A 13,304-nucleotide genomic window follows, 5' to 3' on the forward strand; every position below is an offset into this window, starting at 1 on the left:
AAATTCATTATAAACAAATTAAATGTTTTATGAGTGGGCCTTCAAGGACTCGAACCTTGGACCTACCGGTTATGAGCCGGGCGCTCTAACCAACTGAGCTAAAGGCCCAAAACAATATGTTTTGGTACAGTGGGCTTAGATGGACTCGAACCATCGACCTCACGCTTATCAGGCGTGCGCTCTAACCACCTGAGCTATAAGCCCATTTTAAGTATCGGGGCGGCAGGATTTGAACCCGCGGCCCTCTGGTCCCAAACCAGATGCGCTACCAAACTGCGCTACGCCCCGTTGCATAAAAACTATTTTAAACAGGAGTGGCAGGACTCGAACCCACGACACTTGGTTTTGGAGACCAATGTTCTACCGACTGAACTACACTCCTACTATGTAACTTACGGAGAAGGAGGGATTTGAACCCTCGCATCCTTGTCAGATCTACTCCCTTAGCAGGGGAGCCTCTTCGGCCACTTGAGTACTTCTCCATTATGCATAGTTTAATTTGGCGGAGAGGGTGGGATTCGAACCCACGCGGGCTTACACCCAAACGGTTTTCAAGACCGCCTCGTTATGACCACTTCGATACCTCTCCAATGGTGATCCATCGGCGATTCGAACGCCGGACACCTTGATTAAAAGTCAAGTGCTCTGCCTGCTGAGCTAATGGATCATAATAAATTAAATGGCTGGGATGGCAGGATTCGAACCTACGCATACTAGAGTCAAAGTCTAGTGCCTTACCGCTTGGCGACATCCCAATTCTTTATTCTTTGGCTGGGGTAGTAGGATTTGAACCCACGAATGCCAGAGTCAGAGTCTGGTGCCTTACCGCTTGGCGATACCCCACTAAAATGCACCCAGGAGGATTCGAACCCCCGGCACACGGATTAGAAGTCCGTTGCTCTATCCTACTGAGCTATGGGTGCTCAGTAATTTCTAAAAACTACCAAATTTTTAAAAAATTTCTTAAGAATTTGAATAGGTTATATTGGAGCGGGTGAAGGGAATCGGACCCTCGCGACCAGCTTGGAAGGCTGGGGCTCTACCATTGAGCTACACCCGCAAAATAAATTTATGTTGGAGCGGAAGACGAGATTCGAACTCGCGACCCTCGCCTTGGCAAGGCGATGCTCTACCACTGAGCCACTTCCGCAATGGTGGAAGAGATTGGATTCGAACCAATGAAGGCGGTGCCAACGGATTTACAGTCCGTCCCCTTTAGCCACTCGGGAACTCTTCCTTATTTTTTTAATGTTACAAAGCTGGTGGGAGGACTTGAACCCCTAACCTACTGATTACAAGTCAGTTGCTCTACCAATTGAGCTACACCAGCATATATAATTGTTTTACGCCAATAAATTACTTCTTCGACTATACTTCTTTTTTTTAATGGCGACCTGGAAGGGGCTCGAACCCTCGACCTCCAGCGTGACAGGCTGGCATTCTAACCAACTGAACTACCAGGCCGCTTTTGCAGTTAATCACTGCATTTGACCTACCAACACTTTTCAGAAAAATCTGATTAATGAAGTTAGGACTTAAGTGGAAACTATAGGGCTCGAACCTATGACCCCCTGCTTGTAAGGCAGATGCTCTCCCAACTGAGCTAAGCTTCCATATTTTGCAGTCTCATTCACCAATTTTTCTGCTCCTTACGTCACAAAAATTGGGAATTCGTTACATATGACCTACCATCCATTTTTCAGAAAGAAACTCTGAAAAATGGGGTTAGGGCATCATGACCCTACCGGGACTCGAACCCGGGTTATCGCCGTGAAAGGGCGGTGTCTTAACCGCTTGACCATAGGGCCTTATTGTACATTCTCGTTCAAAAATTTTGAACTTGCTGCCAATGACCTACCATCATCTTTTTCCCAATATTAATTGAAAAAATGGGTTAGGGCATCTTGATAGCGGCGAACGGATTTGAACCGCTGACACTGCGGGTATGAACCGCATGCTCTAGCCAACTGAGCTACGCCGCCATATTTCAATAACACAAGTGTACTTTAAAGTGTTATTTGAATGCTCAGAAACGCTTAGTCTTGAGCTTAATTACTTTTGGTAGCGGGAGCTGGATTCGAACCAACGGCCTCCGGGTTATGAGCCCGACGAGCTTCCAACTGCTCTATCCCGCGAAAATTCATTGATGCCGAAGACCGGACTCGAACCGGTACGAATTTGAGGTTCGCAGGATTTTAAGTCCTGTGCGTCTGCCAATTCCGCCACTTCGGCTTTGTATCTTTGTTGGCTCCGAGGGTGGGGCTCGAACCCACGACCTACCGGTTAACAGCCGGTTGCTCCACCATTGAGCTACCTCGGAATAACCCGGCGACGTCTTACTTTCCCAGGCAGTTGCCCGCCAAGTATCATCAGCGCTGAAGAGCTTAACTTCCGTGTTCGAGATGGGTACGGGTGTGTCCTCTTCGCTATTGTCACCAGATATATAAAAGTTCTTTCAGAACTTTCAAAATCGCATAGGAATTTTTAGATTAGACATTTTTGCGCAGTCTCATTTACCAATTTACTTGCTCCTTGCGTCGCATAAATTGGGAATTCGTTGCGAATGACCTACCTTCAATTTTTTTCTCCTTTTAGTCGAAAAAATTGGGTTAGGGCATCTTTGAGGTCAAGACCTCGACCTATTAGTATTGCTCAGCTGAATGCATTGCTGCACTTACACATGCAACCTATCAACCCGTTAACATATCGGGGTCTTACTCACTTGCGTGATGGGAAATCTTATCTTAGGGCTAGTTTCGCGCTTAGATGCTTTCAGCGCTTATCTAATCCAGACTCAGCTACTCAGCTATGCCACTGGCGTGACAACTGATGCACCGGCGGTCTGTCCATTCCGGTCCTCTCGTACTAGGAACAGCTCCCTTCAAATTTCCTGCGCCCACGGCGGATAGGGACCGAACTGTCTCACGACGTTCTGAACCCAGCTCGCGTGCCTCTTTAATGGGCGAACAGCCCAACCCTTGGGACCTGCTTCAGCCCCAGGATGAGACGAGCCGACATCGAGGTGCCAAACCTCCCCGTCGATGTGGACTCTTGGGGAGATAAGCCTGTTATCCCCAGGGTAGCTTTTATCCGTTAAGCGATGGCCTTTCCACTCGGTGCCACCGGATCACTAAGTCCAACTTTCGTTCCTGCTCGAGATGTCTCTCTCGCAGTCAAGCTCCCTTCTGCCTTTACACTCTTCGCACGATTTCCGACCGTGCTGAGGGAACCTTTGAGCGCCTCCGTTACTCTTTCGGAGGCGACCGCCCCAGTCAAACTGCCCAACTGACAGTGTCCATATACCGGTTCACGGTATCATGTTAGAAATTCAGTAACAATAGAGTGGTATCCCAACGTTGGCTCCACCGATACTGGCGTACCGATTTCTCTGCCTCCCACCTATTCTGTACAATTGCTACCGAATTCCAATGTCAGCCTGCAGTAAAGCTCCATGGGGTCTTTCCGTCCTGCCGCGGGTAACTCGCATCTTCACGAGTACTACAATTTCACCGGATCTATTGTTGAGACAGTGCCCAAATCGTTACACCTTTCGTGCGGGTCGGAACTTACCCGACAAGGAATTTCGCTACCTTAGGACCGTTATAGTTACGGCCGCCGTTTACTGGGGCTTAAGTTCAAAGCTTCTCTTTCGATGACTTCTCCCCTTAACCTTCCAGCACCGGGCAGGTGTCAGCACCTATACTTCATCTTTCGATTTAGCAGATACCTGTGTTTTTGGTAAACAGTCGCTTGGGCCTGTTTTCTGTGGCCCTTCTAAGCTCCAACAGTTCTGTCTTCACTCTGAAGGGCACCCCTTCTCCCGAAGTTACGGGGTCATTTTGCCTAGTTCCTTAACAATAGTTCTTCCGCTCATCTTTGGATTCTCTCCTTGCCTACCTGTGTCGGTTTACGGTACGGGCACCTTCTTGCTCGATAGAGGCTTTTCTTGACAGTGTGGGCTCAGCTGCTTCACTACTTATTTTCGCTCCCATTCGTATCTCAGGATTGACGTTACGGATTTGCCTGTATCGTCTCCCTACTTACTTAGACGCACTTTTCCAGCTGTGCGCCAGCTTACCCTCCTGTGTCACCCCATTTCTCAAACGCTTAAAGGTGGTACTGGAATTTCAACCAGTTGTCCATCGCCTACGCCTTTTGGCCTCGGCTTAGGTCCCGACTTACCCTGAGTGGACGAGCCTTCCTCAGGAATCCTTAGGCTTTCGATGGGTGAGATTCTCACTCACCTTTCGCTACTCATGCCAACATTCTCTCTTCTGTACAGTCCACGACTCCTTTCGGTAGTGCTTCTATCCGTACACAATGCTCCTCTACCGATGTCGTAAATCTCTTCATTCGCTCAATTTTGATTTTAGCCCCGTTAGAGCTTTTCAAAATCCTTCCTTTTTATCTATTTTAATTAATGAAGGATTTTGAACTGAGATGTCCTCAGTTATCGTTTCATTGAACAGATGAAGAGCTTTACGACATCCCACAACTTCGGTAATAGATTTTAGCCCCGGACATCTTCGGCGCAAAACCACTCGACCAGTGAGCTATTACGCACTCTTTTAATGAATGGCTGCTTCTAAGCCAACATCCTGGTTGTCTGTGTAGTTTTACATCCTTTTCCACTTAATCTATATTTTGGGACCTTAGTTGGTGATCTGGGCTGTTTCCCTTTTGACTATGAAACTTATCTCACATAGTCTGACTCCCTAGCAACATATATATGGTATTCGGAGTTTGATAGGTTTTGGTAACGTATAACGCCCCTAGACCATTCAGTGCTCTACCCCCACTATACTTACTTGAGGCTAGTCCTAAAGCTATTTCGAGGAGAACCAGCTATCTCCGGGTTCGATTGGAATTTCACCGCTATCCACACGTCATCCCGTAGCTTTTAAACGCTAATGGGTTCGGTCCTCCACCAGATTTTACTCTAGCTTCAACCTGCACATGGATAGGTCACCCGGTTTCGGGTCTACAACATACAACTTTCGCCCTTTTCAGACTCGATTTCTCTTCGGCTCCTAACCTTTGGTTATTAACCTTGCTGCATATTGTAACTCGTTGGCCCGTTCTACAAAAAGTACGCGGTCACACTTTTGTGCTTCCACTGTTTTTAGGCTCAGGGTTTCAGGTTCTTTTTCACTCCCCTCCCGGGGTTCTTTTCACCTTTCCCTCACGGTACTATTCTCTATCGGTCACTGGGTAGTATTTAGCCTTGGGAGGTGGTCCTCCCTGCTTCCCACAAGATTCCTCGTGTCCCGTGGTACTCTGGATCATATCCTCGCTTCAAACTGTTTTGCTTACGTGTCTATCACATTCTTTGGAGGAGCTTTCCAGCTCTCTTCGGCTACAGTTTTCTGTCTCTTTGATATGTCCTCAACCCCAAGTATTTCTACTTGGTTTGGGCTCTTCCGCTTTCGCTCGCCGCTACTTACGGAATCATTTTTTATTTTCTCTTCCTAAGGGTACTTAGATGTTTCAGTTCCCCTCGTTCCCCTCATACAGCTATTTATTCACTGTATGATACATAAGGTTTACCTTATGTGAGTTTCCTCATTCGGATATCTGCGGATTATCGGCTGCTTACGCCTCCCCGCAGCATTTCGTAGTTTGCCACGTCCTTCTTCGGCTCCCAGTGCCAAGGCATTCGCCCTTAGCCCTTTCTATCTTGACCTGTTTGTCATTGTTATGTCTTCATAACATTTTTTTTGGTTAAATTGTATTTGTTTTTTAAAATTTGAATTTAACTTTTCTCAATGTCTCGCAGTTTCATTCTCCAATTTTTTTGCTCCTTATGGTCGCATAAATTGGGAATTCATTGCGAATGTCTTACCATCAATTTTTTTCTTCCTACGGTCGAAAAAATTGGGTAAGGCATCTTCTCTTTTTTTCCTATGCAATTTTCAAAGTTCTGTGGTTTTATACTGTATCCTTCAGTCTTGCTTTACTTTTGTTTAAAGCAAGCAATAAAACAGCATAAGTCCTTTAGTTCTCCTTAGAAAGGAGGTGATCCAGCCGCACCTTCCGATACGGCTACCTTGTTACGACTTCACCCCAGTCATTGATCCTACCTTCGGCGCCTGCCTCCTTGCGGTTAGCTCAGCGACTTCGGGTATTACCAACTTCCATGGTGTGACGGGCGGTGTGTACAAGACCCGGGAACGCATTCACCGCGACATTCTGATTCGCGATTACTAGCAACTCCGACTTCATGTAGGCGAGTTGCAGCCTACAATCCGAACTGGGATCGGTTTATTGGGATTTGCTCCGGATTGCTCTTTCGCTTCCCTTTGTACCGACCATTGTAGCACGTGTGTAGCCCAAGACATAAGGGGCATGATGATTTGACGTCATCCCCACCTTCCTCCGATTTATCATCGGCAGTCTCTTTAGAGTGCCCAGCTTTACCTGCTGGCAACTAAGGATAAGGGTTGCGCTCGTTGCGGGACTTAACCCAACATCTCACGACACGAGCTGACGACAACCATGCACCACCTGTCTCCCTTGCTTCCGAAGAAGAGAGTACATCTCTGCACTGGTCAAGGGGATGTCAAGCCTTGGTAAGGTTCTTCGCGTTGCTTCGAATTAAACCACATGCTCCGCTGCTTGTGCGGGTCCCCGTCAATTCCTTTGAGTTTCAGTCTTGCGACCGTACTCCCCAGGCGGAGTGCTTATTGTGTTTACTTCGGCACTGACCATCGCTGGCCAACACCTAGCACTCATCGTTTACAGCGTGGACTACCAGGGTATCTAATCCTGTTTGCTACCCACGCTTTCGTGACTCAGCGTCAGTTACAGTCCAGTAAGCCGCCTTCGCCACTGGTGTTCCTCCTAATATCTACGCATTTCACCGCTACACTAGGAATTCCGCTTACCTCTCCTGCACTCAAGTAATACAGTTTCAAATGCTAACTATGGTTAAGCCTTAGCCTTTTACATCTGACACATACTACCGCCTACTCACCCTTTACGCCCAGTAAATCCGGACAACGCTCGCCCCCTACGTATTACCGCGGCTGCTGGCACGTAGTTAGCCGGGGCTTCCTCCTTGGCTACTGTCATTTTTTTCTTCACCAAGGACAGAGTTTTACGATCCGAAAACCTTCTTCACTCACGCGGCGTCGCTGCATCAGGGTTTCCCCCATTGTGCAATATTCCCCACTGCTGCCTCCCGTAGGAGTCTGGACCGTGTCTCAGTTCCAGTGTGGCCGTTCACCCTCTCAGGCCGGCTACTGATCGTCGCCTTGGTAGGCCTTTACCCCACCAACTAGCTAATCAGACGCGAACTCATCCTATACCTCTAACGATTTGACTCATCAACCATGCGGTCATCAAGTGTTATATGGTTTTAATCCCGGTTTCCCGAGGCTATTCCTTTGTACAGGGCAGATTGTTCACGCGTTACTCACCCGTCCGCCACTAAGTATATTCCGAAAAACATACTTCGTTCGACTTGCATGTGTTAGGCACGCCGCCAGCGTTCGTCCTGAGCCAGGATCAAACTCTCGTTTTATATTCTTGCTCAAGATAGCGCTTAGCTTATCTTTGTCTTTCTTTACTTTGGTTCTTTAGTTCTTTTTTTCTTTGAACTCTCAAAGGTTTCTTATGCTGTTTTATTGTCTAGGTTCTTCGCTGTTTTTTGCGACAGCTTGAATAGCTTATCACATCTTGTCAATGTTGTCAACTATTTTTTTTGCTTCATTTCTGAATAGCTTTGTTAGTTTACCATAATCATTTCTGAATGTCAATTACATTTTAAAATATCTTATAAATTTTTGTTTTTATATAAATTATTAAAAAATGGTGCCCAAACGCGGAATCGAACCACGGACACGGAGATTTTCAGTCTCCTGCTCTACCGACTGAGCTATCTGGGCACAATGGGCCTTCAAGGACTCGAACCTTGGACCTACCGGTTATGAGCCGGGCGCTCTAACCAACTGAGCTAAAGGCCCAAAACAAATTGTTTTGGTATGGTGGGCTTAGATGGACTCGAACCATCGACCTCACGCTTATCAGGCGTGCGCTCTAACCACCTGAGCTATAAGCCCGCTTTAAGTATCGGGGCGGCAGGATTTGAACCCGCGGCCCTCTGGTCCCAAACCAGATGCGCTACCAAACTGCGCTACGCCCCGTTAATGGCGGAGAGGGTGGGATTCGAACCCACGCGGGCTTACACCCAAACGGTTTTCAAGACCGCCTCGTTATGACCACTTCGATACCTCTCCAATAATGATCCATCGGCGATTCGAACGCCGGACACCTTGATTAAAAGTCAAGTGCTCTGCCTGCTGAGCTAATGGATCGTATTAATTTTGCTGAGTGACCCATCAGGGACTCGAACCCTGGACACCCTGATTAAGAGTCAGGTGCTCTACCAGCTGAGCTAATGAGTCATATTAAAATTTAAATGGTGCACCCAGGAGGATTCGAACCCCCGGCACACGGATTAGAAGTCCGTTGCTCTATCCTACTGAGCTATGGGTGCTCAGTATTTTTATTGTGTTAAATCCTCAAAATTTTCTTTTAAATATTATGGAGCTGGTGGGAGGACTTGAACCCCTAACCTACTGATTACAAGTCAGTTGCTCTACCAATTGAGCTACACCAGCATATATAATTGTTTTACGCCAATAAATTACTTCTTCGACTATACTTCTTTTTTTTAATGGCGACCTGGAAGGGGCTCGAACCCTCGACCTCCAGCGTGACAGGCTGGCATTCTAACCAACTGAACTACCAGGCCGCTTTTGCAGTTAATCACTGCATTTGACCTACCAACACTTTTCAGAAAAATCTGATTAATGAAGTTAGGACTTAAGTGGAAACTATAGGGCTCGAACCTATGACCCCCTGCTTGTAAGGCAGATGCTCTCCCAACTGAGCTAAGCTTCCATATTTTGCAGTCTCATTCACCAATTTTTCTGCTCCTTACGTCACAAAAATTGGGAATTCGTTACATATGACCTACCATCCATTTTTCAGAAAGAAACTCTGAAAAATGGGGTTAGGGCATCATGACCCTACCGGGACTCGAACCCGGGTTATCGCCGTGAAAGGGCGGTGTCTTAACCGCTTGACCATAGGGCCTTATTGTACATTCTCGTTCAAAAATTTTGAACTTGCTGCCAATGACCTACCATCATCTTTTTCCCAATATTAATTGAAAAAATGGGTTAGGGCATCTTGATAGCGGCGAACGGATTTGAACCGCTGACACTGCGGGTATGAACCGCATGCTCTAGCCAACTGAGCTACGCCGCCATATTTCAATAACACAAGTGTACTTTAAAGTGTTATTTGAATGCTCAGAAACGCTTAGTCTTGAGCTTAATTACTTTTGGTAGCGGGAGCTGGATTCGAACCAACGGCCTCCGGGTTATGAGCCCGACGAGCTTCCAACTGCTCTATCCCGCGAAAATTCATTGATGCCGAAGACCGGACTCGAACCGGTACGAATTTGAGGTTCGCAGGATTTTAAGTCCTGTGCGTCTGCCAATTCCGCCACTTCGGCTTTGTATCTTTGTTGGCTCCGAGGGTGGGGCTCGAACCCACGACCTACCGGTTAACAGCCGGTTGCTCCACCATTGAGCTACCTCGGAATAACCCGGCGACGTCTTACTTTCCCAGGCAGTTGCCCGCCAAGTATCATCAGCGCTGAAGAGCTTAACTTCCGTGTTCGAGATGGGTACGGGTGTGTCCTCTTCGCTATTGTCACCAGATATATAAAAGTTCTTTCAGAACTTTCAAAATCGCATAGGAATTTTTAGATTAGACATTTTTGCGCAGTCTCATTTACCAATTTACTTGCTCCTTGCGTCGCATAAATTGGGAATTCGTTGCGAATGACCTACCTTCAATTTTTTTCTCCTTTTAGTCGAAAAAATTGGGTTAGGGCATCTTTGAGGTCAAGACCTCGACCTATTAGTATTGCTCAGCTGAATGCATTGCTGCACTTACACATGCAACCTATCAACCCGTTAACATATCGGGGGTCTTACTCACTTGCGTGATGGGAAATCTTATCTTAGGGCTAGTTTCGCGCTTAGATGCTTTCAGCGCTTATCTAATCCAGACTCAGCTACTCAGCTATGCCACTGGCGTGACAACTGATGCACCGGCGGTCTGTCCATTCCGGTCCTCTCGTACTAGGAACAGCTCCCTTCAAATTTCCTGCGCCCACGGCGGATAGGGACCGAACTGTCTCACGACGTTCTGAACCCAGCTCGCGTGCCTCTTTAATGGGCGAACAGCCCAACCCTTGGGACCTGCTTCAGCCCCAGGATGAGACGAGCCGACATCGAGGTGCCAAACCTCCCCGTCGATGTGGACTCTTGGGGAGATAAGCCTGTTATCCCCAGGGTAGCTTTTATCCGTTAAGCGATGGCCTTTCCACTCGGTGCCACCGGATCACTAAGTCCAACTTTCGTTCCTGCTCGAGATGTCTCTCTCGCAGTCAAGCTCCCTTCTGCCTTTACACTCTTCGCACGATTTCCGACCGTGCTGAGGGAACCTTTGAGCGCCTCCGTTACTCTTTCGGAGGCGACCGCCCCAGTCAAACTGCCCAACTGACAGTGTCCATATACCGGTTCACGGTATCATGTTAGAAATTCAGTAACAATAGAGTGGTATCCCAACGTTGGCTCCACCGATACTGGCGTACCGATTTCTCTGCCTCCCACCTATTCTGTACAATTGCTACCGAATTCCAATGTCAGCCTGCAGTAAAGCTCCATGGGGTCTTTCCGTCCTGCCGCGGGTAACTCGCATCTTCACGAGTACTACAATTTCACCGGATCTATTGTTGAGACAGTGCCCAAATCGTTACACCTTTCGTGCGGGTCGGAACTTACCCGACAAGGAATTTCGCTACCTTAGGACCGTTATAGTTACGGCCGCCGTTTACTGGGGCTTAAGTTCAAAGCTTCTCTTTCGATGACTTCTCCCCTTAACCTTCCAGCACCGGGCAGGTGTCAGCACCTATACTTCATCTTTCGATTTAGCAGATACCTGTGTTTTTGGTAAACAGTCGCTTGGGCCTGTTTTCTGTGGCCCTTCTAAGCTCCAACAGTTCTGTCTTCACTCTGAAGGGCACCCCTTCTCCCGAAGTTACGGGGTCATTTTGCCTAGTTCCTTAACAATAGTTCTTCCGCTCATCTTTGGATTCTCTCCTTGCCTACCTGTGTCGGTTTACGGTACGGGCACCTTCTTGCTCGATAGAGGCTTTTCTTGACAGTGTGGGCTCAGCTGCTTCACTACTTATTTTCGCTCCCATTCGTATCTCAGGATTGACGTTACGGATTTGCCTGTATCGTCTCCCTACTTACTTAGACGCACTTTTCCAGCTGTGCGCCAGCTTACCCTCCTGTGTCACCCCATTTCTCAAACGCTTAAAGGTGGTACTGGAATTTCAACCAGTTGTCCATCGCCTACGCCTTTTGGCCTCGGCTTAGGTCCCGACTTACCCTGAGTGGACGAGCCTTCCTCAGGAATCCTTAGGCTTTCGATGGGTGAGATTCTCACTCACCTTTCGCTACTCATGCCAACATTCTCTCTTCTGTACAGTCCACGACTCCTTTCGGTAGTGCTTCTATCCGTACACAATGCTCCTCTACCGATGTCGTAAATCTCTTCATTCGCTCAATTTTGATTTTAGCCCCGTTAGAGCTTTTCAAAAATCCTTCCTTTTTATCTATTTTAATTAATGAAGGATTTTGAACTGAGATGTCCTCAGTTATCGTTTCATTGAACAGATGAAGAGCTTTACGACATCCCACAACTTCGGTAATAGATTTTAGCCCCGGACATCTTCGGCGCAAAACCACTCGACCAGTGAGCTATTACGCACTCTTTTAATGAATGGCTGCTTCTAAGCCAACATCCTGGTTGTCTGTGTAGTTTTACATCCTTTTCCACTTAATCTATATTTTGGGACCTTAGTTGGTGATCTGGGCTGTTTCCCTTTTGACTATGAAACTTATCTCACATAGTCTGACTCCCTAGCAACATATATATGGTATTCGGAGTTTGATAGGTTTTGGTAACGTATAACGCCCCTAGACCATTCAGTGCTCTACCCCCACTATACTTACTTGAGGCTAGCCCTAAAGCTATTTCGAGGAGAACCAGCTATCTCCGGGTTCGATTGGAATTTCACCGCTATCCACACGTCATCCCGTAGCTTTTAAACGCTAATGGGTTCGGTCCTCCACCAGATTTTACTCTAGCTTCAACCTGCACATGGATAGGTCACCCGGTTTCGGGTCTACAACATACAACTTTCGCCCTTTTCAGACTCGATTTCTCTTCGGCTCCTAACCTTTGGTTATTAACCTTGCTGCATATTGTAACTCGTTGGCCCGTTCTACAAAAAGTACGCGGTCACACTTTTGTGCTTCCACTGTTTTTAGGCTCAGGGTTTCAGGTTCTTTTTCACTCCCCTCCCGGGGTTCTTTTCACCTTTCCCTCACGGTACTATTCTCTATCGGTCACTGGGTAGTATTTAGCCTTGGGAGGTGGTCCTCCCTGCTTCCCACAAGATTCCTCGTGTCCCGTGGTACTCTGGATCATATCCTCGCTTCAAACTGTTTTGCTTACGTGTCTATCACATTCTTTGGAGGAGCTTTCCAGCTCTCTTCGGCTACAGTTTTCTGTCTCTTTGATATGTCCTCAACCCCAAGTATTTCTACTTGGTTTGGGCTCTTCCGCTTTCGCTCGCCGCTACTTACGGAATCATTTTTTATTTTCTCTTCCTAAGGGTACTTAGATGTTTCAGTTCCCCTCGTTCCCCTCATACAGCTATTTATTCACTGTATGATACATAAGGTTTACCTTATGTGAGTTTCCTCATTCGGATATCTGCGGATTATCGGCTGCTTACGCCTCCCCGCAGCATTTCGTAGTTTGCCACGTCCTTCTTCGGCTCCCAGTGCCAAGGCATTCGCCCTTAGCCCTTTCTATCTTGACCTGTTTGTCATTGTTATGTCTTCATAACATTTTTTTTTGGTTAAATTGTATTTATTATTTAAAATTTGAATTTAACTAATGTCTTCTCTTTTCATTTTCCTATGCAATTTTCAAAGTTCTGTATCGCTTTAACTTTGTCGTTAAAGTGGTGGAGATAAGGAGATTCGAACTCCTGACCCCCTGCTTGCAAGGCAGGTGCTCTCCCAGCTGAGCTATACCCCCACATTATTTGGTTTTAAAAAGAGCCACTTTATACTGTTAGCTCAACAGTCTTATTTAAAATACATAATTTTTATTGTTTTTAAATAAGCAATAAAACAGCATAAGTC

The 13,304-nt window shown here is 46.9% G+C and carries 38 tRNA genes and 5 rRNA genes; all 43 read right to left on the reverse strand.

Annotated features, from left to right (window positions below):
- Positions 1 to 34: 34 nt before the first annotated feature.
- The 43 genes from RBQ61_RS12995 to RBQ61_RS13205 all read right to left on the reverse strand — a co-directional run bounded on the left by RBQ61_RS12995 (position 35) and on the right by RBQ61_RS13205 (position 13,197).
- Positions 35 to 108 (reverse strand) — tRNA-Ile (locus RBQ61_RS12995).
- Between the two features lie 22 nt (positions 109 to 130).
- Positions 131 to 204 (reverse strand) — tRNA-Ile (locus tag RBQ61_RS13000).
- 10 nt (positions 205 to 214) lie between these two features.
- Positions 215 to 288: transfer RNA gene (locus RBQ61_RS13005), tRNA-Pro, on the reverse strand.
- A 21-nt stretch (positions 289 to 309) separates the two neighbouring features.
- A tRNA-Trp gene (locus RBQ61_RS13010) sits at positions 310 to 382 on the reverse strand.
- Positions 383 to 395: 13 nt separating this feature from the next.
- A tRNA-Ser gene (locus RBQ61_RS13015) sits at positions 396 to 482 on the reverse strand.
- An 18-nt stretch (positions 483 to 500) separates the two neighbouring features.
- A tRNA-Ser gene (locus RBQ61_RS13020) sits at positions 501 to 589 on the reverse strand.
- Between the two features lie 2 nt (positions 590 to 591).
- A tRNA-Lys gene (locus tag RBQ61_RS13025) sits at positions 592 to 667 on the reverse strand.
- 13 nt (positions 668 to 680) lie between these two features.
- A tRNA-Gln gene (locus RBQ61_RS13030) sits at positions 681 to 755 on the reverse strand.
- Positions 756 to 768: 13 nt separating this feature from the next.
- Positions 769 to 843 (reverse strand) — tRNA-Gln (locus RBQ61_RS13035).
- 6 nt (positions 844 to 849) lie between these two features.
- A tRNA-Arg gene (locus RBQ61_RS13040) sits at positions 850 to 923 on the reverse strand.
- 63 nt (positions 924 to 986) lie between these two features.
- Positions 987 to 1,060: transfer RNA gene (locus RBQ61_RS13045), tRNA-Gly, on the reverse strand.
- 15 nt (positions 1,061 to 1,075) lie between these two features.
- Positions 1,076 to 1,150, reverse strand: a tRNA-Gly gene (locus tag RBQ61_RS13050).
- 2 nt (positions 1,151 to 1,152) lie between these two features.
- Positions 1,153 to 1,237: transfer RNA gene (locus RBQ61_RS13055), tRNA-Tyr, on the reverse strand.
- A gap of 20 nt (positions 1,238 to 1,257) precedes the next feature.
- Positions 1,258 to 1,330 (reverse strand) — tRNA-Thr (locus RBQ61_RS13060).
- Between the two features lie 57 nt (positions 1,331 to 1,387).
- Positions 1,388 to 1,464 (reverse strand) — tRNA-Asp (locus RBQ61_RS13065).
- Between the two features lie 76 nt (positions 1,465 to 1,540).
- Positions 1,541 to 1,613: transfer RNA gene (locus RBQ61_RS13070), tRNA-Val, on the reverse strand.
- Between the two features lie 123 nt (positions 1,614 to 1,736).
- A tRNA-Glu gene (locus RBQ61_RS13075) sits at positions 1,737 to 1,808 on the reverse strand.
- Positions 1,809 to 1,908: 100 nt separating this feature from the next.
- Positions 1,909 to 1,982, reverse strand: a tRNA-Met gene (locus RBQ61_RS13080).
- A 77-nt stretch (positions 1,983 to 2,059) separates the two neighbouring features.
- Positions 2,060 to 2,135: transfer RNA gene (locus RBQ61_RS13085), tRNA-Met, on the reverse strand.
- Between the two features lie 12 nt (positions 2,136 to 2,147).
- Positions 2,148 to 2,232: transfer RNA gene (locus tag RBQ61_RS13090), tRNA-Leu, on the reverse strand.
- 13 nt (positions 2,233 to 2,245) lie between these two features.
- Positions 2,246 to 2,320: transfer RNA gene (locus tag RBQ61_RS13095), tRNA-Asn, on the reverse strand.
- 3 nt (positions 2,321 to 2,323) lie between these two features.
- A 5S ribosomal RNA gene (gene rrf, locus RBQ61_RS13100) occupies positions 2,324 to 2,440 on the reverse strand.
- Positions 2,441 to 2,622: 182 nt separating this feature from the next.
- Positions 2,623 to 5,683 (reverse strand): 23S ribosomal RNA (locus tag RBQ61_RS13105).
- A gap of 325 nt (positions 5,684 to 6,008) precedes the next feature.
- Positions 6,009 to 7,522: ribosomal RNA gene (locus tag RBQ61_RS13110) — 16S ribosomal RNA — on the reverse strand.
- Together the 16S, 23S and 5S rRNA genes with 37 tRNA genes alongside form the textbook arrangement of a ribosomal RNA operon.
- Before the next feature lie 288 nt (positions 7,523 to 7,810).
- A tRNA-Phe gene (locus RBQ61_RS13115) sits at positions 7,811 to 7,886 on the reverse strand.
- A 4-nt stretch (positions 7,887 to 7,890) separates the two neighbouring features.
- Positions 7,891 to 7,964: transfer RNA gene (locus RBQ61_RS13120), tRNA-Ile, on the reverse strand.
- A 19-nt stretch (positions 7,965 to 7,983) separates the two neighbouring features.
- A tRNA-Ile gene (locus RBQ61_RS13125) sits at positions 7,984 to 8,060 on the reverse strand.
- Between the two features lie 10 nt (positions 8,061 to 8,070).
- Positions 8,071 to 8,144, reverse strand: a tRNA-Pro gene (locus tag RBQ61_RS13130).
- Positions 8,145 to 8,148: 4 nt separating this feature from the next.
- Positions 8,149 to 8,237 (reverse strand) — tRNA-Ser (locus tag RBQ61_RS13135).
- Between the two features lie 5 nt (positions 8,238 to 8,242).
- Positions 8,243 to 8,315, reverse strand: a tRNA-Lys gene (locus RBQ61_RS13140).
- A 17-nt stretch (positions 8,316 to 8,332) separates the two neighbouring features.
- Positions 8,333 to 8,405, reverse strand: a tRNA-Lys gene (locus RBQ61_RS13145).
- 15 nt (positions 8,406 to 8,420) lie between these two features.
- Positions 8,421 to 8,497 (reverse strand) — tRNA-Arg (locus RBQ61_RS13150).
- Between the two features lie 48 nt (positions 8,498 to 8,545).
- Positions 8,546 to 8,621 (reverse strand) — tRNA-Thr (locus RBQ61_RS13155).
- Between the two features lie 57 nt (positions 8,622 to 8,678).
- Positions 8,679 to 8,755: transfer RNA gene (locus RBQ61_RS13160), tRNA-Asp, on the reverse strand.
- Positions 8,756 to 8,831: 76 nt separating this feature from the next.
- Positions 8,832 to 8,904, reverse strand: a tRNA-Val gene (locus RBQ61_RS13165).
- Positions 8,905 to 9,027: 123 nt separating this feature from the next.
- Positions 9,028 to 9,099 (reverse strand) — tRNA-Glu (locus tag RBQ61_RS13170).
- 100 nt (positions 9,100 to 9,199) lie between these two features.
- Positions 9,200 to 9,273, reverse strand: a tRNA-Met gene (locus RBQ61_RS13175).
- A gap of 77 nt (positions 9,274 to 9,350) precedes the next feature.
- Positions 9,351 to 9,426 (reverse strand) — tRNA-Met (locus tag RBQ61_RS13180).
- A 12-nt stretch (positions 9,427 to 9,438) separates the two neighbouring features.
- Positions 9,439 to 9,523, reverse strand: a tRNA-Leu gene (locus RBQ61_RS13185).
- Positions 9,524 to 9,536: 13 nt separating this feature from the next.
- Positions 9,537 to 9,611 (reverse strand) — tRNA-Asn (locus RBQ61_RS13190).
- A 3-nt stretch (positions 9,612 to 9,614) separates the two neighbouring features.
- Positions 9,615 to 9,731 (reverse strand): 5S ribosomal RNA (rrf, locus tag RBQ61_RS13195).
- A gap of 182 nt (positions 9,732 to 9,913) precedes the next feature.
- Positions 9,914 to 12,976, reverse strand: a 23S ribosomal RNA gene (locus RBQ61_RS13200).
- Between the two features lie 145 nt (positions 12,977 to 13,121).
- Positions 13,122 to 13,197: transfer RNA gene (locus tag RBQ61_RS13205), tRNA-Ala, on the reverse strand.
- Positions 13,198 to 13,304 lie beyond the last annotated feature (107 nt).

The organism is Sedimentibacter sp. MB35-C1, from assembly GCF_030913635.1.
Classification (GTDB): Bacteria; Bacillota; Clostridia; order Tissierellales; family Sedimentibacteraceae; genus Sedimentibacter.